The 20,419-nt window shown below is 67.9% G+C and carries 12 protein-coding genes; 7 read left to right on the top strand and 5 right to left on the bottom strand.

The window, feature by feature from the left end; all coding sequences use genetic code 11:
* Positions 1 to 174: 174 nt before the first annotated feature.
* Positions 175 to 723, bottom strand: coding sequence for a Dps family protein (locus HFK18_RS09700; RefSeq protein WP_025879374.1), 549 nt, complete (start codon positions 721 to 723; stop codon positions 175 to 177).
* Between the two features lie 86 nt (positions 724 to 809).
* On the opposite strand from HFK18_RS09700, the gene hrpA reads away from it, so the two are divergent.
* Positions 810 to 4,895 (top strand): ATP-dependent RNA helicase HrpA, encoded by a 4,086-nt coding sequence (hrpA, locus tag HFK18_RS09705; protein WP_180166079.1) that lies wholly within the window; start codon positions 810 to 812, stop codon positions 4,893 to 4,895.
* A gap of 107 nt (positions 4,896 to 5,002) precedes the next feature.
* On the opposite strand, the gene HFK18_RS09710 is transcribed toward hrpA, so the two are convergent.
* Entirely contained in the window at positions 5,003 to 5,539 is a 537-nt protein-coding gene (locus tag HFK18_RS09710; protein WP_180166081.1) for a hypothetical protein, read from the bottom strand.
* A 130-nt stretch (positions 5,540 to 5,669) separates the two neighbouring features.
* On the opposite strand from HFK18_RS09710, the gene HFK18_RS09715 reads away from it, so the two are divergent.
* Together HFK18_RS09715 and HFK18_RS09720 are read left to right on the top strand one after the other, a co-directional pair.
* Positions 5,670 to 7,826 (top strand): bifunctional (p)ppGpp synthetase/guanosine-3',5'-bis(diphosphate) 3'-pyrophosphohydrolase, encoded by a 2,157-nt coding sequence (locus tag HFK18_RS09715; protein ID WP_180166084.1) that lies wholly within the window; start codon positions 5,670 to 5,672, stop codon positions 7,824 to 7,826.
* A gap of 30 nt (positions 7,827 to 7,856) precedes the next feature.
* Positions 7,857 to 9,422, top strand: a complete 1,566-nt coding sequence (locus HFK18_RS09720) for a hypothetical protein (protein WP_180166086.1) — start codon at positions 7,857 to 7,859, stop codon at positions 9,420 to 9,422.
* Here HFK18_RS09720 and HFK18_RS09725 read toward each other — a convergent pair.
* Entirely contained in the window at positions 9,419 to 11,518 is a 2,100-nt protein-coding gene (locus tag HFK18_RS09725) for a glycosyltransferase (protein WP_180166088.1), read from the bottom strand. The genes HFK18_RS09720 and HFK18_RS09725 overlap by 4 nt on opposite strands.
* A 95-nt stretch (positions 11,519 to 11,613) precedes the next feature.
* On the opposite strand from HFK18_RS09725, the gene mrcB reads away from it, so the two are divergent.
* From mrcB to tsaB, 4 genes are all read left to right on the top strand, one after another.
* A complete protein-coding gene (mrcB, locus tag HFK18_RS09730; RefSeq protein ID WP_100460104.1) occupies positions 11,614 to 14,055 on the top strand; it encodes a penicillin-binding protein 1B in 2,442 nt (813 codons plus the stop codon).
* Positions 14,052 to 14,588 (top strand): hypothetical protein, encoded by a 537-nt coding sequence (locus tag HFK18_RS09735; protein ID WP_100460103.1) that lies wholly within the window; start codon positions 14,052 to 14,054, stop codon positions 14,586 to 14,588. Before mrcB ends, HFK18_RS09735 begins: the two co-directional genes overlap by 4 nt.
* A 575-nt stretch (positions 14,589 to 15,163) precedes the next feature.
* Entirely contained in the window at positions 15,164 to 17,212 is a 2,049-nt protein-coding gene (locus HFK18_RS09740; protein ID WP_180166090.1) for an ATP-dependent DNA helicase, read from the top strand.
* A gap of 9 nt (positions 17,213 to 17,221) precedes the next feature.
* The gene (tsaB, locus tag HFK18_RS09745) at positions 17,222 to 17,935 is read left to right on the top strand and encodes a tRNA (adenosine(37)-N6)-threonylcarbamoyltransferase complex dimerization subunit type 1 TsaB (RefSeq protein ID WP_180166092.1); all 714 of its coding nucleotides are present in this window, start codon (positions 17,222 to 17,224) and stop codon (positions 17,933 to 17,935) included.
* A 520-nt stretch (positions 17,936 to 18,455) separates the two neighbouring features.
* On the opposite strand, the gene HFK18_RS09750 is transcribed toward tsaB, so the two are convergent.
* On the bottom strand, positions 18,456 to 19,340 hold the full coding sequence (locus HFK18_RS09750) for an energy transducer TonB (RefSeq protein ID WP_180166094.1): 885 nt from the start codon (positions 19,338 to 19,340) through the stop codon (positions 18,456 to 18,458).
* Positions 19,340 to 20,287 (bottom strand): glutathione synthase, encoded by a 948-nt coding sequence (gene gshB / locus HFK18_RS09755; RefSeq protein WP_180166096.1) that lies wholly within the window; start codon positions 20,285 to 20,287, stop codon positions 19,340 to 19,342. The genes HFK18_RS09750 and gshB overlap by 1 nt, the downstream gene beginning before the upstream one ends.
* Positions 20,288 to 20,419: the final 132 nt, after the last annotated feature.

Below are 20,419 nucleotides of genomic sequence, written 5' to 3' on the forward strand. Positions count from 1 at the left end.
AACTCCCTTTGGGAGTGTCCAGAAGTACTTGACCACCACAGATTCACGGCGTCCCCCGCAACCGGACCCACCCCGCCAACCCGCAGGAAACCAGCTCCTGCTTTGGCCGTTGCCGTTGCAGTTGCAGCTGCCTCTGCGGGTGCAGGGCGCAGCCCTGCCGAGAACCCCCAACCCTTACTGCAGCAGGGAACGCAGCATCCACGCGTACTTCTCGTGGGTCTGCAGGCGCTGGGTCATCAGATCCTCGGTCGGGGCGTCGTCAGCGTCGTCGGCCACATCCAGCACTTCACGTGCCGTACGGCATACCGCTTCGTTGGCGACCACCAACTGGCGTACCATTTCACGCCAGTCCGCACTGTCGGTCAGGCCCGGCTCCTCGACGATCGAGGTCAGCGCAGCAAATTCCCGGTAGGAGCCCGGGGCATTGAAGCCCAGTGCGCGGATGCGCTCGGCCACATCGTCCAGTGCCGCCCACTGCTCGGTGTACTGCGTCTCGAACATGGTGTGCAGCGAGTTGAACATCGACCCGGTGACATTCCAATGGAAGTTGTGGGTCTTCAGGTAGAGCGTGAACGCATCGGCCTGGAACCGCGCCAGACCGTCGGCGATCTTCTTGCGGTCGCCCTGGGTGATCCCGATATCGATGTTGGGGGCCGACGGCGCGGAAGCCGCAAGCTTCTGCTTGCCGGTCTTGGGCTTGGTCGTGCTCTTGGTCTTCGCCATGGGGTTCCTCCTTGTGGAATCGTTGGCCTTCACAATAAATCAGTCTTGATGACTGGTCGCATTCAAAGTTTTAAACGAACCGATTGATGAACGCTATCGACAAAATGCCGCAGCCCCGCCAGCGCCAACAGCGTGCCGCCATCGACGGCGCCATGAGCCGCGACCGTGGACGATTGCTGGGAATGCTCTCGCGTTGCCAGGCCAAGCCACAGGATGCGGCGTTGGCCGCCAGCTTCGAGCAGGCCTTGCAGGTTTCGGTGCAGCGCCGGCAGGCGCGGGCGCAACAACAGCCGGCCATTACTCTGGACCCTCAGCTGCCGATTGCGCGTGAAGCCGAGACCATCACCCAGTTGATCCGCGACCACCAGGTGGTGGTGATCGCCGGTGAAACCGGCTCGGGCAAGACCACGCAGCTGCCGAAACTGTGCCTGGCCGCCGGCCGCGGCCAGGCCGGCATGATCGGCTGCACGCAGCCGCGACGGATCGCCGCGCGTGCGGTGGCCAGTCGCGTCGCACAGGAGCTGCAGAGCGAACTGGGCCAGCTGGTGGGCTACCAGGTGCGCTTCAACGACAAGGTCGGCGAAGACACCCGCATCAAGTTCATGACCGACGGCATCCTGCTGGCCGAAATCGCCAGTGATCGCTGGTTGTCGAACTACGACACGATCATCGTCGACGAAGCGCACGAACGCAGCCTCAACATCGACTTCCTGCTCGGCTATCTCAAGCAGCTGCTGCGCAAACGCCCGGACCTGAAGCTGATCGTCACGTCGGCGACCATCGACACCGAGCGTTTCGCCCAGCATTTCGACAACGCGCCGGTGATCAGCGTCGAAGGCCGCACCTATCCGGTGGAGGTGCGCTATCGCGCGCTGGAAGGCGAGGGCGAAGACCAGGGCGAGCGCACGGTCAACGATGCGATCGTCTCGGCCATCGATGAAATCACCCGCCTGGATTCGCGCGGTGACGTGCTGATCTTCCTGCCGGGCGAGCGCGAGATCCGCGATGCGCACCAGTCACTGGAACGGCGCAAGTACCGCAATACCGAAGTGCTTCCGCTGTACGCGCGGCTGTCCAACCAGGACCAGGACCGGGTGTTCAACCCGGGTCCGAACCGGCGCATCGTGCTGGCCACCAACGTGGCCGAGACCTCGCTGACGGTGCCGCGCATCCGCTACGTGGTCGACCCCGGTTTCGCCCGCGTCAAGCGTTACAGCCCGCGCAACAAGCTTGACCGCCTGCATATCGAGCCGATCTCGCAGGCCAGCGCCAACCAGCGCAAGGGCCGCTGTGGCCGTGTGGCTGAAGGTATCTGCTACCGCCTGTATGCCGAGGCCGATTTCCAGGCGCGGCCGGAGTTCACCGATCCGGAAATCCGTCGCTCCAGCTTGGCCGGGGTGATCCTGCGCATGCTGCAGCTCGGCCTGGGCCGCATCGAGGACTTCCCGTTCCTTGAGGCGCCGGATGAGCGGGCCGTCGCTGATGGTTGGCAGCATCTGACCGAGCTGGGGGCGATCGACAGCGAGCGCCATCTGACCGCGATCGGCAAGCAGATGGCGCGCCTGCCGGTGGACGTGAAGCTGGCGCGCATGCTGGTGGCCGCACAGGCGGCCGGCTGCCTGCGGCCGATGCTGGTGATCGCCTCGTTCCTGGGCATCCAGGATCCGCGCGAGCGCCCGCCCGAAGCCCGTGGCGCCGCCGACAACGCACATGCACAGTTCGCTGACGGCCGCTCTGAATTTGTCGGTGTGCTGCGCCTGTGGGATGCCTATCGCCAGTCCCATGAGGATCTGACCCAGTCAAAGCTGCGCGACTGGTGTGGCCGCCACTTCCTCGGCTTCCTGCGCATGCGCGAATGGCGCGAGCTGCACCGGCAGCTGCGCCTGCTGTGCGAGGAACTGGGCTGGAAAGAAGAGACCAATGAGGTATCGATGGCGCCGTTGCTGGCCGGCAGCAGTGCGCCGGCGCCGACGCGCGATGATGCCGCGGCGGTGAAGGCGACCCGCGGCCAGCTGCACCGTGCCGCGCGCCTGGCCCGCGAGGGCAAGGCCGAAGCAACGCCGGCACCGGTTGCTGCACGCGCACAGAAAGATCAGGCTCCGGAGGGCGGCGGCTACAGCGAGCGCGCGCGCGCCAATGCCTACCAGACCCTGCATCGGGCGCTGGTGGCGGGCCTGCCCACGCAGATCGGCCATCGCAGCGAGAAGGGCGATTTCCAGGCGCCGCGCCAGCGGCGCTTCCTGCCGTTCCCCGGCTCGACGCTGTCCAAGCGGCCGCCGCCGTGGCTGCTGGCGGCCAACCTGCTGGATACGCAGAAGGTATGGGGCATGACCCTGGCGGCAATCGAGCCGGACTGGGTGATTGCCGAACTGCCGCACCTGCTGCTGCGCAAGCACTTCGATCCGCATTGGTCGCGTGCACAGGGACAGGTGCTGGCCTCCGAGCAGATCAGCCTGTTCGGGCTGGTGCTGGCACCGAAGAAACCGGTGCACTACGGCCGCATCAATGCCGGCGAAGCGCACGACATCTTCGTGCGCCAGGCGCTGGTGACCGGTGAGATCAACACCCGTGCCAGCTTCGTGGCCGACAACCAGAAGGTGCTGGAGCAGGCCCGCGAGGAAGAAGCCAAGCTGCGCCGTGCCGGCATCGTCGCCGACGAGGACTGGCAGGCACGCTGGTACCTGGACCGGGTGCCGCCGCAGATCCACTCCGCGTCTGGACTGGATGCGTGGTGGAAGGGGTTGCCGCCGGAACAGCGCAAGGGGCTGCACTGGTCGCTGGTGGATCTGCTGCCGGGCGAAGGCAGCGAGCAGGAGCGCTACCCGAAGTACCTGGCGCTGGGCCAGGCACGGTTGCCGCTGCACTACCGCTTTGAACCGGGGGCCGAAGATGACGGCGTGACCCTGGACGTGCCGCTGCATCTGCTCAATGCGCTGGATGCAGTGCAGTTGGGGTGGCTCGCGCCCGGTTTCGTTGCCGACAAGGCGGCGGCCTTGATCCGCAGCCTGCCCAAGGCCATGCGGCGCAACTACGTGCCGGCACCGGATTTCGCGCGCGCGTTCTACGAGGCCTTCCCGCAGCCCAGCGCCGACGCGATCACCGGTGAGCTGGCGCGCTTCCTGTCACGGGCAACCGGGGCAAGCGTGGCCGCGACCGATTTCGAGCCCGGTTCAATCGAGCCGCACCTGCACATGAACCTGCGCCTGCGCGACGAGCAGGGCAAGGTGCTGGCAACATCGCGCGACCTGGATGCGCTGCGTGCGAAGTTTGGCGGCCGGGCCGGCGATGCGTTCGCCGCGCGTGCCGGGCGCGAGATGGGGGCCGATGGTCTGCGCACCTTCCCGGCCACACCGATTCCGCTGCAGGTACCGGGCGAGGCCGGCGTGCCGGCCTATCCCGCACTGAAGGATGAGGGTGACAGCGTCGCATTGCGTATCTACGCCGATCGCCAACAGGCCGAGGAATCACACCCGCTTGGTGTGCGCCGACTGCTGGAGATCGGCCTGGGCGAGAAGATCAAGCAGGCACGCAAGCAGTTGCCGGTCGCGCCGAAAACCGGACTGTTGTACGCCTCGATCGAAACCCAGGAACGCCTGCGTGGCGATCTGGTCGACGCGGCGCTGAATGCCGTGCTGGCTGATGGTCTGGGCGATATCCGCGATGCGGCGGCATTCGAGCAGCGCCGCGAACACGCAGCAAAAACGCTGTTCGGCGAAGCCATGCAGCGGTTGAAGCTGGCCGAGTCGATCCTTGCCTTGGTGGCCGAGTTGAAGCCGATGCTGGAGGCGCCGTTGATGGGCTGGGCGCGCGGCAATCTGGATGACATGGAAGCGCAGCTGGTCGGGCTGATCCATCCGGGTTTCCTGCGTGACACGCCGGCTGACGCCCTGGCGCAGTACCCGCGCTACCTGAAAGCGATGATCCTGCGCACCGAGCGTGCCAAGCGCGATCCGCCGCGTGACCAGGCGCGCATGCTGGAACTGCATCCGTTCCTGGAGGCGTTGCAGGTGGGCGAGCAGCAGGGCCTGCGCGAGCGGCCGCAGTGGCAGGCACTGCGCTGGGACCTGGAAGAACTGAGGGTGTCGTTGTTCGCGCAGGAACTGGGCGCACGCACCGGCGTTTCGGCAAAGAAACTGGCGCAGCGGGTGACCGCACTGCGCCAGGCCTCGTAACCCTTGGTCCGACCCCGCCGGGTGCTCGCCGGTGGGGTCAAGCGGAATGCCATCCACGCGTGGCGTGGATCTGCTGCGGGTCCCGGCGGTAGCGGCCGATGGTGCCGCTACTTGGTGCGACGCACCTTGGGCTGGGTGTTCACGCCTTCGACCTTCATGTACCACACGCCCATCACCCCGGGGCTGATGCTGACCTTCGGCGACTGCTTGCGCACGCCGGAAACCGAGGTGGTATCGGTCTGTTCCCATTGCTGGCCATTGTCGAGCACGTAGATCCGGCCCTTGCCGAAACCGCGGAACTCGCCCTGCAGCACACCGCTGATCGGCTCGTTGCTGCCGAAGTCGAAGAAGCCGCGGTTCTTCACGATCACTTCCTGGCGGCCTTCCTCACGCGCTTCTTCGCGCACCGCAGCGACGGCTTCGGTGGTGGCGGCTTCAACCTTGCCCTGCAGCCAGCGGTTCAGCGTCGCCAGCTCGGCGGCATTGAGCTTGTCCAAGCCAGCGGCCTTGAATTCGGCTGCTGACATCTGCTGCTGCAGGTCACCCTGCACCACGCGCTGGGCCAGCGCGGGCGCCGACAGGGACAGCAGCAGGGCGGTACAGGCCAGCAGGCGCGGGTGGAAAGGCAGGGTGATCGAAGGCATGGCGGAACTCTCCGGTGGATGCCGGCGAGTGTAGCGGCATGTCCACATTCCCGGCGATGGTGGCCGCGGCGATTGTTCCTGAACGGCTGCGGCGCTAGTGTAGGGGCTTCTGTCTTGCCTGCTCGATGCTGTGAACCGCGCTTCCGTCCCCGGCCTGGATGCCTTGTTGAACCGTCCCTCGGCAGCCGTGCTGCCGGCTCCGCTGCGCCAGGCCCTGCGCGGGCATTGGGAATCGCCGGACTGCGACCCACAGATGCGTGCCAGCTGGTCGGTGCTGGGCGATACCCTGGATGCGCTGGCGATGCTGTCGGCAGACGAGGGCGCCGTGGTGGCGGCCCTGCTGTTCGATCTGCCGGGCCTGCGCGTCCACCTCGACGCGTTGCCGCTGGGCAGCCACAAGGCGGCAGTGATCGGCCTGCTCGACGGCCAGGACGCGGCCGATCCAGTGTGGGCCCTGCACGCCGGTCGCGAGGCGGGCCGCAACAGCGAAGGCCTGCGCCGGTTGCTGCTGGCCATCATCCGCGACCTGCGGGTGGTGCCGATCCTGCTGGCCCGGCAGCTGGCGCGCATGCGCGCGGCCGACAAGCTCGATGAGGAGCAGCGACGCGCACTGGCCCAGTTGACCCGCGACATCCATGCGCCGCTGGCCAACCGGCTGGGCATCTGGCAGTTGAAGTGGGAACTGGAAGACCTGGCGTTCCGCCACCTGGAACCGGACACGTACCGGCGCATCGCGCGCGAGGTCGACGAAACGCGCATCGCCCGCGAGCGCTACGTCGAGAACGTGAAGAAGGTGCTGTCGCGCGAACTGGGCGTGCAGGGCATCCACGCCGAGGTCAGTGGCCGGCCCAAGCACATCTACAGCATCTGGCGGAAGATGCAGAAGAAGCGCCTGGCCTTCGACCAGCTGTATGACATCCGTGCGGTACGGGTGATGGTCGATGACGTGGCCGCCTGCTACGCCGCGCTCGGCGTGGTGCATGCGCTGTGGGCGCCGGTGCCGAGCGAGTTCGACGATTACATCGCCCGGCCGAAGGCCAACGATTACCGCTCGCTGCACACGGCGGTGGTTGGCCCGGAAGGGCGCACCATCGAAGTGCAGATCCGCACCCACGACATGCACGCGCAGGCCGAGCTGGGCGTGGCCGCGCACTGGAAGTACAAGGAAGGCGGCAAGGGCGCGGAGAAGTCGTTCGATCGCAAGATCACCTGGATGCGCCAGCTGCTGGAGCAAGCACAGGACGGGCAGGGCAATGAACTGGCTGGCGCGCTCGATGCCGAGCTGACCGAGGACCGGGTCTACGCGCTGACCCCGAAGGACGAGGTGCTGGACCTGCCGCAGGGCGCAACGCCGCTGGATTTTGCCTACCAGGTGCACACCATGGTCGGGCACCGCTGCCGCGGGGCCAAGGTCAATGGGCGCATCGTGCCGCTGACCTATCGCCTGCGCAGCGGTGACCGGGTCGAGATCCTGACCGGCAAGGAGGCCGACCCGCGCCGCGACTGGCTGATGCCGGCCAACGGCTTCCTGGCCAGCAACCGCTCGCGCGAGAAGGTGCGCAGCTGGTTCCACAAGCTGGACCGGGCGCGCAACGTGCAGGCAGGGCGCGAGCTGCTGGAGCGCGAACTGAAGCGGCTGGGCCTGCAGCATTCGGACCTGTCCGCAGCGGCGAAGAAGTTCCATGCCGACAGTGTCGACGACCTCTACATCCAGGTCGCCCTCGGCGATACCGGCCCCAACCAGGTCAGCCGTTCGCTGCTGGAAGCCGAGCGTGCGGCCAGCCAGCCGGTCGCACCGCCGTCCCTGCCGCGGCCGACCGCGCGCCGCGAGAACCTGGGCAAGTCCAAGTTCACCGTGCAGGGCGTGGGCAATCTGCTGGTACAGCTGGCGCGTTGCTGCCAGCCGGTGGCGGGCGAACCGATTGTCGGCTACCTGACCCGTAGCCGCGGTGTCACGGTGCATCGTGCAGACTGCGTTGCACTGGCGCGGCTGGCTGCGACCAGCCCGCAGCGGATCCTGCCGGTGGAATGGGGCCAGGCCGGCGGCGGCTATGAAGTGGACGTGGTGGTCGAGGCAGTTGACCGCCGCTGGCTGCTGAAGGACATCACCAACCTGATCGCACAGGAAGACGCCTACGTGCTGGACATCCACAGCGACAACGTCCGCAACAGCGGCCGCGCGCATCTGCGCCTGCGGCTGAAGGTCAGCGACTACGGCCAGTTGTCGAATCTGCTGGGCAAGCTCGATGCGCTGCCGGGCGTCAGCGAGGCGCGTCGTCTGGGCTGAGCTTCACGCTGCCCCGGCTACCCTGCACGCATGGAACGCGAGCCCCCGCATCGCTCACACGGCGCCGCACATCCGGCGCTCGATCGCGTTCGCCGCGAAAGCCGCTGGTGGTGGCTGCAGGCGCGCCATGCGCGCCGGGTGTGGCGTTGGGCGCTGTTGGCGGCTGCAGCGGTGTTCGTGCTGCTGGTGCTGGTGCGCAAGCCGCTGGCCGACTGGTTCTGGGATGAGCCACAGATAGAGCAACTGCTGGCCGAGGGCGATCGCGCGCTGGCCGACGGGCGCCTGACTGCGGTCGACGGCAGCGGCGCGCGCGAACGCTACCAGGCGGTGCTGGCGTTGGATGGCGACCGCCCGCAGGCGCGGCAGGGACTGGCCCGCACCGGCGCGGCAGCGTTGCAGCAGTCGCGTGAGCGGCTGCAGGCGGGCGACCTGGAGGGCAGTGCGCAGGCCCTGGCGTTGGCGCGTGAGCTGCAGGTGCCGCGCGCCGAAGCGGATGCAGTGGCCCAGCAGCTGCAGGCGCGTCGTCGCGCCGGCGCTGGCATCGGTGCCTTGCTTGCACAGGCCCGCAATGCCTTTGCAGCAGGGCGGCTGGACGACGGCGACAGCAGCGCGCTGCCGTTGTTCCAGCGTGTGCTGGCGCTGCAGCCGGACTATCTGCCTGCGCTGGAAGGTCGCGAGGATGCATTGAGCGATCTGCTGCAGCAGGCGCGTGCACAGGCCGCGCGCGGCGAACTGGCCACGGCGGCCGCGATCCTGCAGCGTGCACGCCAGTTCGATGCAGGTCATTCCGAACTTCCTGCCAGCCAGGAAGCGCTGGCCCAGGCCGTCGACCAGCGGCTGCAGCAGGGCCAGCGTGCGCTCAAACGTCAGCAGCTCGAGACGGCCGCAGACAGTTTCCAGGCCGTGCTGGCGGTCACGTCCGATGATCCCACTGCACTGCGTGGGCGCGAGCAGACCGTGCAGGCATTGCTGGCGCGCAGCCAGAAGCGGGCCGACGACTTCCAGTTCGAGGCGGCCGACAAGGATGCTGCGCTGGCGGCAGGGCTGGGCGCCTCGCAGACGGCGCAGCAGCAGCTGGCACAGCGCCTGCAGCGTGCGCGACAGGCACGCCAGTCGTTGCAGCAGCCGGGCATCAGCGCTGCCCAGCGTGAGCGCCAGCTGCGTGATCGGTTGCGCCAGATCGATCGTGCCGAGCGTGCCGGGCAGTGGATCAGCCCCCCCGGTCACAGCGCCTTCGATGCGTTGCGCGAAGCGCAGGCACTGGCGCCGCGCGACAGCCGGGTCAAGGCGGCGGCAGCGCGTCTGCTGCCCGCCAGCAGGTCCTGCTTCGATGACAACCTGCGACAGAACCGGGTGCAGGCTGCGGGCGCTTGCCTGCAGGCCTGGCAGACGCTGGCGCCGACCGCCGCAGGATTGCCCGATGCGCGTTCCCGCCTGGCACAGCGCTGGCTGGCGATCGGCAGCGAACGGCTGGCCCGCGGGGATGTGGAATTTGCCGCCTCGGCCGTGGAGCAGGTGCGGCGGCTGCAGCCGGATCTGGCCGAACTTGCCGCGTTCGAGGACCGCCTGCGGCACGCTGGCGGCCACATCGACTAGTCGAAGAACACCCGCTGCACGGTTGCCGACGCGGCATCCAGCGAGAAATGCTCGGCCACGTTGGCCAGGCCAGCGGCGGCCAGCTGCTGCCAGAGAACGGGGTCCTGGTACAGGCGGACCACCGCATCGGCAAAGCCCGTTGCATCGTCGGCCACCAGCACATCCTGGCCGGCACGCAGGTGCATGCCTTCCACCGCGCAGGTGGTGCCGACCACGGGCTGGCCATGGGCCATGCTCAGGTTGATCTTGCCCTTCACGCCAGCGCCGAAACGCAGCGGCGCGATGGCGATCCGGGCACCGTCCATGTACGGAACGATGTCTTCGACGAAGCCATGCATCACTACGCCCGGCTGGTTGGCTGCCAGGGCATGCAGCGTGTCAGGTGCGCCGGCACCGATGCAATGCAGGCGCACCTGCGGCAGCGCACCGCGGATGCGCGGGAACACGTCGCCGATGAACCACTCCATCGCATCCAGGTTCGGCGGATGGCGGAAGCCGCCGACGAACACCAGGTCGTGGCGCTGCGCGAACGGCGCGCCCGCGCCGGCAACCTCATGCAGGTTGGAGATCAGCTCCACCCGCACCTGGGGTGCATCGGCCTGCAGCTGTTCGCGCTCGGCGGCGCTGACCAGCACGGTGATGTCGCACCGGTCCATCACTGCCAGTTCGCTGGCGCGGGTGCGTTCGGCGTTGCGCAGCAGGCCAGCATCGCCCGCCACTTCCGCACCACGGCGCTCGCGCAGGTAGTGCAGGTCGACGGTGTCGAACACGGTGCGGGCCTGCGGTGCATAGCGTTTGAGCAGCGGCAGGCATTCGTTGGCGACGTGGTGGCGCACCATCATCACCACGTTGAAGCGGGTGCCGTGGCTGCGCAGCCAGCCTGCAACACCGTCCAGGAAGGGCGTGTACCAGACTTCCACGCCCATCCGCTGCAGGGCTTCGGTCGCCACGCCGCCGTGTTCGCGCCGGGTGGGCACGAACACCACGTGGGCGCCGCCCTGCAGCAGCAGGCGGATCAGGTTGACCTGCCGCAGCGAGCCGGAGTCGCGTTCCGGACGCGGCACTTCCTCATCCAGGATCAGCACCTGGCGCCGGCCGCGCAGCAGCAGCGCCGGCGAGGGCACTTCGCCGACCTTCGGATGGGAGGCCAGTTCAGCGGCCCATCTGGCTGCGAAAACACCTTGGTTGCGTACCTGGTAGGCCTTCACGCCGCTGCCGGTATCGGTGCCGTTGCTGGTGCCTTCATCGTGGATCACCCGGCTGGCCGGCTGCACCAGCACGCGCAGGCCCTGCGCACGTACGCGGAAGGCCAGGTCGGTGTCTTCGTAGTAGGCCGGCTTGTAGCGGGTGTCGAAGCCGCCCAGTTGTCGCCACAGTGCGCGGGGCAGCATCAGCGCGGCGCCGGAGCAGTAGTCGACGTCGCGCAGGCTGGCGAAGCGGGGATCATCGGCCGCTTCGAAACGGCCGTAGCTCCAGCCACTGCCATCGGCGAAGATCACCCCGCCCGATTCCTGCAGGCGGCCGTCGGGGTACAGCAGCTGGCTGCCGACCAGGCCGGCATCGGCGACGGTCGCAAAGGTGTCCAGCAATGCTTCCAGCCAGCCCGGCTGCGGCACCGTATCGTTGTTGAGCAACACCACGTAGCGACCGCGCGTGCGCGACACGCCATCGTTGCAGGCCTCGATGAAGCCACCGTTGCGCTCGCGCACTTCGTAGCGCAGGCCGCTGATCTGCGGCATCCACTGCACCGTAGCGTCGCTGCTGCCGTCGTCCACGACGAGGATCTCGCAGGGCACCGACGGCGGGTGTGCGGCCAGGGCGCGCAGGCAGGCCAGAGTATGGTCGACGTGGTTGTAGACCGGAATGACGATGCTGACGTCCGGCGTATCGCTGGTCGGCACCGTGAAGGGAGCGAAGGGCTGTGCCGGTGGCAGGTACAACGGTTTGCGCGGTGCTGGGACGGCGCGCTGGCTGTGCACGCGGATCCGCTGCCAGGTGGCCCGCCAGCCGCGGGTGCGCAGGCTGGCCAGGCTGCGGCGGGCCAGCCCGGTCAGGCGATTGATCAGGTAGCGGATTTCGGCCAGGGACATCGCCATCCGGGTGCAACTCCAGCTTAAGCAGGGGGGCCGGGAGAATTCGCCTGCCGCAGCGGCTGGGGTAGACTCGCCAGACCCTACATTGTCGCATTCCCGTGCCCCGACGCTACGATTCAGACGATATCGACGATTTCGACGACGACGACCAGCAGGACACCGGTCCGCTCTGGCGCCGCCGGCTGATCACCTGGAGCATGGCGGCGGTCGCGTTGGGATTGGGTTTCCTGATCCCCTATACGCTGTACCTGAACCAACAGGTGACGCAACGTTTCGGTGAACTGCGCTGGCAGATCCCGACGCGCGTCTATGCACGCCCGCTGGTGCTGATACCCGGCAAGGCGATGGATGCGGCGACCCTGAAGACCGAGCTGGCCGCCTCGGCCTATCGCGATGATGGCCAGGGCAAGGAACCGGCAACCTATGCGGTGCAGGGCGGCCGCTTCGTCATCTCCAGCCGCGGCTACAACGATGTCGACGGCCAGGTCGCGGCGCGTCGGGTCGAGCTGTCGCTGTCCGGCGGCAGCATCGCCTCGCTGCGCGACGCCGACAGCCGCAAGGCGCTGAAGGCGGCCCGCATGGATCCTGCGCGCATCGCCACGCTGTATGGGCAGAAGCAGGAAGAGCGCCGCCTGATCCGCATGAACGAGGCCCCGGACCTGTTGGTCACTGGCCTGCAGGCGGTCGAGGACAAGGATTTCAACCGCCATCACGGCATCGATCTGTCCGGCATCGCGCGCGCGGTCTGGGTGACGGTCCGTTCCGGCGGGCAGAGCCGGCAGGGCGCTTCCACCCTGACCCAGCAGCTGGCCCGCAGTGGCCTGCTGGGTATCGGCAAGGAACAGACCTATACCCGCAAGTTCAACGAAGTGCTGTATGCGTTGATCATGGAAGCGCGCTATGACAAGCGCACCATCTTCGAGGCCTACCTCAACCAGGTGTATCTGGGCCAGCGCGGCAGCCAGGCGATCCACGGCATGTCCTCCGGTGCCGAGTTCTGGTTCGGGCGCGATCTTTCCTCGCTGGAAACCGAGCAGATCGCGCTGTTGATCGGCCTGGTCAAGGGGCCGTCGTACTACGACCCGCGGCGCAATCCCGAGCGTGCGCTGGACCGTCGCAACTTCGTGCTGGGCAAGCTGCACGAGGCGACCCTGATCGATGATGCCGAGTACCAGCGGGCGTTGAAGGCGCCGCTGGGCGTGCCCAAGACCCCGGGCCTGGTGGCGGCCAACCGCTTCCCCGCCTACGTTGACCTGGTGCGTCGCCAGCTTGGCCACGACTATCCGGAATCTGCCCTGCAGGGCGCCGGCCTGAGCGTGATGAGCGGCATGTCGCCGTCCGCGCAGGCCTATGCCGAAGGCGCGGTCACGCGCACCATCAAGTCGCTGGAAAGCAAGCGTCGCCCCGAGCTGCAGGCCGGCCTGGTGATGACCGACGTGCACAACGGTGACGTGGTGGCGGTGATCGGCAGCCGCGAAGTATCCGAGGTCGGCTTCAACCGCGCCATCGAGGCGCAGCGCCCGGTCGGCTCGCTGCTCAAGCCGTTCGTGTACCTGCTCGCACTCGCGCAGCCGGACCGCTACTCGCTGGCCAGCTGGGTCGACGATTCACCGGTGACCGTGCAGCTCAGCCGTGGCCGCAACTGGAATCCCGGCAATGCGGACAACCGTAGCCATGGCACCGTGCGCCTGATCGACGCGCTGGCCCATTCCTACAACCAGGCCACAGTCCGCGTGGGCATGCAGGTTGGCCCGGAGCGGGTGACCCAGCTGATCCACGTGCTGGCCGGCATCAAGGCCGAGGCAAACCCGGCGGTGATCCTCGGTTCGACCGACCAGAGCCCGTACGCGATGGCGCAGCTGTACCAGTTCCTGGCATCGGGTGGCGAGATCCAGCCGCTGCACGCGGTGCGTGGTGTCCTTGATCCGCAGGGCAAGCTGCTCAAGCGCTACGACAAGACCCCCGCACCGGCACAGGAAGGCGACTCGATTGCCGCCAACCTGATCAGCATCGGTCTGCAGCAGGTGGTGGCCAGTGGTACCGCGCAGCGCTTGAATGCCGATGGCCTGGGCCGGCTGCAGCCGGCCGGCAAGACCGGCACGACCAATGATGGCCGCGACAGCTGGTATGCCGGTTACACCGGCGACCATCTGGCGGTGATCTGGATGGGCAACGACCAGAACGAACAGGCCGGCCTGTACGGCGCCACCGGCGCGATGCGGGTGTGGTCGGGCATCTTCCAGCGTCTGCCGACGGCGCCGCTGAAGGTCAGCAACAAAGGCCTCGACTGGCAGCCGGTTGCGGCGACCGGTACCAACAGCACCGATGAAGGCTGCCCGGGCGCGCGGCGATTCCCGTTCGTGGTGGGCTATGCGCCTGCCTACGAACCGTGTGCACCGGCCGCCGTGCCGGACGCGCAGGGCGGTGCCGAAGGCGAGGGCGGCGGCTGGCGCAGCTGGTTCGGCCTTGACCGTAAACCGGAACCCGCCGCTGAACCTGCCGCAGCACCCGCTGCAGCGACTCCTCCCCCAAGCCGATGATGCCGATGACTAACCGTTCGCTGTTCCAGCCCCTGGTCCTGAGTGGCCTCGCCCTGGCCCTGGCGGCCTGCGTGAGCAGCGCGCCGCAGGTGGTCAAGCCGGTGGACACCACCACGCCCGCACAGCGACTGGCAGCGGTGGAAGCCGCCGCCGGTCCGGATGACAAGGAACTGTCGGTGCAGCCGCTGCGCGATTCGCAGGTGGAGGATCTGCGGCAGACGGCGCTGAGCCAGCGCCAGGCCAATGATCTGGCCGGCGCGGCCGGCAGTCTGGACCAGGCGTTGCAGATCGTGGCTGGCGATCCGTCGGTACTGCAGGAACGCGCGGAACTGGCGCTGCTGCAGGGCCAGTGGGCGGAAGCGGAAACGTTCGCGCGCAAGGCCGTGGACCTGGGTTCGAAGACGGGGCCGCTGTGCCGCCGGCACTGGGCGACGATCGAACAGGCGCGCCTGGCGCGGGGCGAGAAGGAGAATGCGGTGTCGGCGCATGCGCAGATCGAAGGTTGCACGGTGCCGGGGATCAAGCGGTACTGAGGTATTCCCCTCCATCGGGCGCTGCCCCCTCTGCGGCGGGCGGGCTGATGGCCTGATGTGGGTTGGCCGGGTGGATGGACTGGGCAGGGGGCGCTGCAAGTACGTCCATGTAAGCTCGGTCGCCGCATCCATGCGGCTCACGCCCCTGTCCAGCCCATCCACCCGGCCACGGACAGTTTCCTGTGGCCGCCGCAGGCAAGAACAAAATCAAACTCAAACGCGGGTCGCGCGCTGCGCGCACTCGCTGAGGGGTCGGAGCCGTTCTCCGCAGGAAAACGGCTCCGACCCCTTCTACTTTCCCCGTCCAAACCAACCGCTTCTGCTCCGCCTTTGCCTCCCGTCACCGGGAAACTGTCGAGGGTGGGGCGGGCAGGGCAGGCAGGACCGTTGGCGCCATGGATGGCGCCATCGAGCCCCCAGGGATGGGTTCGCGGCGTGTCCTGCCTGCCCTGTCCGACCCACCCCAGCACGTAGCAACCCAGAGCCATGAACAAACGCGGTTGCCGTTGCTTTTGCCTGTGCTCCGGCTTGAAACGGGTGCCGGGCAGCGCCCGGCCGGGTATCCTTTCCACCTGATGTCCGACCTTGTCCATGCCAGCCGCGAAGCCCTCAGCGAAGGCGGCGCGCTCGCCTCCCATCTGGATGCATTCGTTCCGCGTCCTGCGCAGCTGCGCCTGACCGAGGCCATTGCCGCATCGATGCAGCAGCGCGACCTGCTGCTCGCCGAAGCCGGTACCGGCACCGGCAAGACCTTTGCCTATCTGGTGCCTGTGCTGCTGTCCGGAATGCGCACCATCATTTCCACCGGTACCCGCGCGCTGCAGGACCAGCTCTATCACCGTGACCTGCCGCGCGTGCGCCAGGCGCTGGGCGTCGGCCTGCGCAGCGCGTTGCTGAAGGGACGCAGCAACTACCTGTGCCGTTATCGCCTGCAGCAGGCACGCGGTGAACCGCGATTCTCCAGCCCCGAACAGGCGGCACAGTTCCAGCGCATCCTGGCCTGGTCCGGCCGCTCGGATTCGGGCGATATCGCTGAACTCGATGGCCTGGCCGATGACTCGCCGCTGCTGCCGATGGTCACCTCCACCGTCGACAACTGTCTGGGCAACGAGTGTCCCTTCTGGGATGACTGCTTCGTCGTGCGTGCCCGCCAGCGTGCTCAGGCCGCCGACCTGGTCGTGGTCAACCACCATCTACTGCTCGCCGATCTCGCGCTGAAGCAGGAGGGCTTCGGTGAGCTGTTGCCCGGCGCGCAGGCCTTCGTCATCGACGAGGCCCATCAGTTGCCCGAGCTGGCCGCGCAGTTCTTCGGCGAGGGCTTCGGCATGCGCCCCTGGCAGGAGCTGGGCCGTGACTGTCTGGTTGAAGCGCGCGGCGTGGGTGGCGCGCAGTCGGCATTGCAGGAACCGGTCGATCATCTGCAGCAGGCCTTGTCTGCGCTGCGTGCTGCGATGGAGGGCTTGCCCGCGCGCGGTACGCAGTGGCGGGCGTTGGCAATGCCACAGGTGCGCGAGGGTTTCGATGCGGTGATGTCCAGCCTGGTGGTGCTGGAGCAGGCACTGCAACCGTTGCGCGAAGCCGCTGCCGGCCTGGATGCCTGCCATGCGCGTGCGCGTGAGGCGATCTCGCGGCTGGGCCGTTGGCTCGGCGATGAAGAGCCCGCACTCGACTTCGATGCCGATCCCGCCGAAACGAGCGCCGCCGCCGGCGACGTGCTCTGGTACGAGTTGACCCCGCGCGGTTTCCGCTGCCAGCGCACGCCGATGGATGTGTCCGCGCCGCTGCGCGAACATCGCGAGCGCAGCCATGCCGCATGGATTTTCACCTCGGCCACGCTGACCGTTGGCGGCGGCTTCGAGCACATCGCCACGCGCCTGGGCCTGGACGATCCGCAGACACTGGTGCAGCCCAGCCCGTTCAACTGGCCCGAGCAGGCACTGTGCTATCTGCCTGAAGGTCTGCCCGATCCGGCCGCGCGCGGTTTCGGAACCGCACTGATCCAGGTGCTGCGCCCGGTGCTGCAGGCGTCGCAGGGCAGGGCGTTCCTGTTGTTCGCTTCGCATCGTGCGCTGCGCGAAGCAGCCGAGGCATTGCGTGATGGACCCTGGCCGCTGTTCGTGCAGGGCGAAGCGCCGCGCGCGACCCTGCTGCAGCGTTTCCGCGAATCCGGCAATGGCGTGCTGCTGGGATCGGCCAGCTTCCGCGAGGGTGTGGATGTGGTTGGCGAGGCATTGAGCGTGGTGGTGATCGACAAGCTGCCCTTCGCTACGCCCGATGATCCAGTGTATGAAGCGCGGCTGGAAGCAATCCGTACCCAGGGCGGCAATCCGTTCCGCGACGAGCAGTTGCCGCAGGCGGTCATTGCCCTGAAGCAGGGCGTTGGCCGGCTGATCCGCAGCGAGACCGACCGCGGCGTGCTGGTGCTGTGCGACCCGCGTCTGCTCAACCGTGGCTATGGCAAGGTCTTCCTGCAGTCGCTGCCGCCGTTCCGGCGAACCCGGGCACTGGCCGATGTGCAGGCCTTCTTTGCGCCACAATGGGCCCCCGTGGCAGATGCCGCAGCCCCGACCGCCCCCGTGGCTGGCCCGGAGCCGGTTCCCGGTGCCACGTTCCCCCTGTTCTGACCCGATCCGATGAAACTGCTCGCCTTTGAAACCGCCACCGAAGCCTGTTCCGTAGCCCTGCATGTCGATGGGCAGGTACTGGAACGCTTCGAGATCGCCCCCCGCCGGCATGCCGAACTGAGCCTGCCATGGGCGGAGGAGCTGCTGGCCGAGGCCGGCATCAGCCGCCGCCAGCTGGACGGCATCGCGCTCAGTCGCGGTCCCGGTGCGTTCACCGGCGTGCGCCTGGCGATCGCCTTGGCGCAGGGCATCGCGCTGGCGCTGGATCGCCCGTTGCTGCCGGTGTCGACGCTGCAGGTGCTGGCACTGCGCGCGCCGATGGAAGAGAAGCAGATCCTGTCGGCGATCGATGCGCGCATGGGCGAGTTGTACGTGGCACGTTTCGAGCGCGTGGATGGACTGCCGGTGGCGCGTGATGCCGAGCGCGTGTACGTACCGACGGCGGTGTCGTTGCCGGAAGACGCATCCGTCTACGGCGTCGGCACCGGTTTTGCCGCGGCGGAGGGCGCGCTGGTCGCGCAGCTGGGTGCGGGTCTGCGCCGCTTCGATGCGACGGCGCTGCCGCATGCAGCGGATGTGCTGGCACTGGCGGTGCCGGCGTTCGCACGCGGCGAAGGCATTGCTGCGGAGAAGGTCGAGCCGGCGTACCTGCGTGACAACGTGGCGCTGACGCTGGTCGAGCAGCAGGCTGCGCGGGACGCGAAGGCGAAAGCCAACGGCTGAGCCCCTCGTGGCGTGTCGCTGAAAGCAGAAGCCGTGGGTTGGCCGGGCGGGTGGGCTGCGCAGGGGACGCTGCAAGTACGTCCATGTAAGCTCGGTCGCCGCATCCATGCGGCTCACGCCCCTGCGCAACCCACCCGCCCGGCCACGGACAGTTTCCGTGCGCGCCCGCCACGCAAAATCAAAAAAACAAAATCAAAGTCAAAAGCAGATCGCTTCGCTCGCATCCACGCATGGCGTGGATCTACTGTGCAGGCATGGCGTGGATACGTCGTGTCGACCAAGGTCGACACCTACCAACAGCAAAGATGCGCCGCGATCTGTCAGAGGTGGGGCGGTGTGGGCTTGCAGGACCGTTGGCGCCATGGATGGCGCCATCGAGCCCCCATGGACGGGTTTACGGCGTGTCCTGCAAGCCCACACCGCCCCGCCAAACCAACAGCCCAACCGCCGCTCTTGATCTTGCCGTTGCAGTGGCAGTTGCTTCCAGCGGGTCCCGGGCCGCAGGCCCGGGCAGAAAACCTTACCGGTCGTCGCGCAGTTCGCCGCCCGGCAGGAACACCCACGTGCGCGTGACCTGCAGAATGTCGATCTGATCGTCGCTGTCGGGCAACGGCGGGAACGGCTGCGCCAGCTGGATCACCCGCAGCGCCGCCTCATCAAGCAAGGGCGTGCCGCTGGAGCGCAGGATGCGGCTGCTTTCCACGCTGCCATCGCGGCGCACCCCCACGCTGATCACGACCTGCCCGCCCAGCCGGCGCTGCCGCGCTTCGTCGGGGTAGTTCAGGTTGCCGACCTGCTCTGCGCGGTCCACCCACGCGCGAAGGTAATTGGCATAGGCGTATTCGCGCGTACTGGCCGAAACGAATTTCCGGTTCGGGCGCTTGGCGTACTGCGCCGAGCGCAGGTGCACTTCCGCCGCCAGCCGAGCCATCTCGGCATCGCGCTGTTCGCGTGCAGTCAGTGGTGCATCCGGCGTGGGCTGCAGCGGGGTAGGGCGCGACTGCGCCAGGGCCACCGTGTCCTGGCCATTGCGGCTGCTGACCACCCGCGCCTGCGGCGGCGGCACCGGTGCTGCCGACTGTTGCTGCTGCGGTACCGGGCTGATGCCGGACTGCGCCTGCGGCACGATGCCGGCCTGGTTGTCGCGTGGGCGCTGCGCACGATCATGTTCGCCACCACCCTCCTGGCTGGCGGCGGCCAGGAAATCCGCCTGCTTCGGGGTCAACGCGGTGCGGGTCTGGCTGAAGATCACTTCCAGGGTCGGCACCAGTGGCGCATCGCCTTTCACGGCAAAGCCGACCCCTAGGATCAGCAGGGCGTGCACCAGCACCGACAGGGCGATGGTGGCGCCCAGCCGCTGCGCTTCGCGCGGCGGCGGGGCGAGGACGGCAGGTGCGGCATCCATCAGTGCAGATCGGCCTCGATCGCGTCGAACAGGGTGCCGGCAATGTTCAGGCCGTACTGCGCGTCCAGTTCGCGCACGCAGGTCGGGCTGGTCACGTTGACCTCGGTCAGGTAGTCACCGATGACGTCCAGGCCGACGAAACGCATGCCACGACGCTTCATCTCCGGGCCGACCTGGGCGGCGATCCAGCGGTCGCGTTCGCTCAGCGGGCGGCCTTCGCCGCGGCCACCGGCGGCCAGGTTGCCGCGGAACTCATCGCCCTGCGGAATGCGCGCCAGGCAGTAGTCGACCGGCTCGCCATCGACCAGCAGGATGCGCTTGTCGCCGGCGGTGATGTCGGGAATGAACTTCTGGGCCAGGGCCAGCTTGCGGCCGCCGTCGGTCAGCGTTTCCAGGATCACGTTCAGGTTGGGGTCGCCCTGGCCGCTGCGGAAGATCGAGCGCCCACCCATGCCATCCAGCGGCTTCAGCACGGCCTGACCGTGTTCCAGCGCGAAGGCCTTCAGCGCCTTGGCATCGCGGCTGACCAGGGTCGGCGGGCAGCACTGCGGGAACAGCAGCGCGGCCAGCTTCTCGTTGTAGTCGCGCAGGCCCTGCGGGTTGTTGACTACGCAGGCACCGGCGGCGGCAGCAACATCCAGTACCTGGGTGTCGTAGACGTACTCGGCGTCGACCGGTGGGTCCTTGCGCATCAGCACGATCTGGCCGGGGCCGAATTCAGTCCGGCTGAATGCGCCCAGCTCGTACCAGCCGGCCGGGTCGTCGCGCACCTGCAGGGGGGCGGTCCAGGCCACGGCTACCCCGCCTTCCAGCGCCAGTCCGCCCGGGCGCACGTAGTGCAGGGCGTGGCCGCGGCGCTGGGCTTCCAGCAGCATGGCGAACGTGGTGTCCTTGGCGATCTTGATGTGGGCGATGGGATCCATCACCACGATGACGTTCAACGGCATGGGCGCACCTGTCAGGCAAGGCGTTGATGGTAGCGGCAACGCCGGCTGTGCGCCTCCCCGGCGATGTGCAACGCAGCGTCCCTTGCCCGGCTGCGCAGTGATTGCCAATCCGGTCACGTTCAGCCCGGCGCC

The sequence above is a fragment of the Stenotrophomonas sp. SbOxS2 genome (genome assembly GCF_013416715.1).
Taxonomy (GTDB): Bacteria; Pseudomonadota; Gammaproteobacteria; order Xanthomonadales; family Xanthomonadaceae; genus Stenotrophomonas; species Stenotrophomonas lactitubi.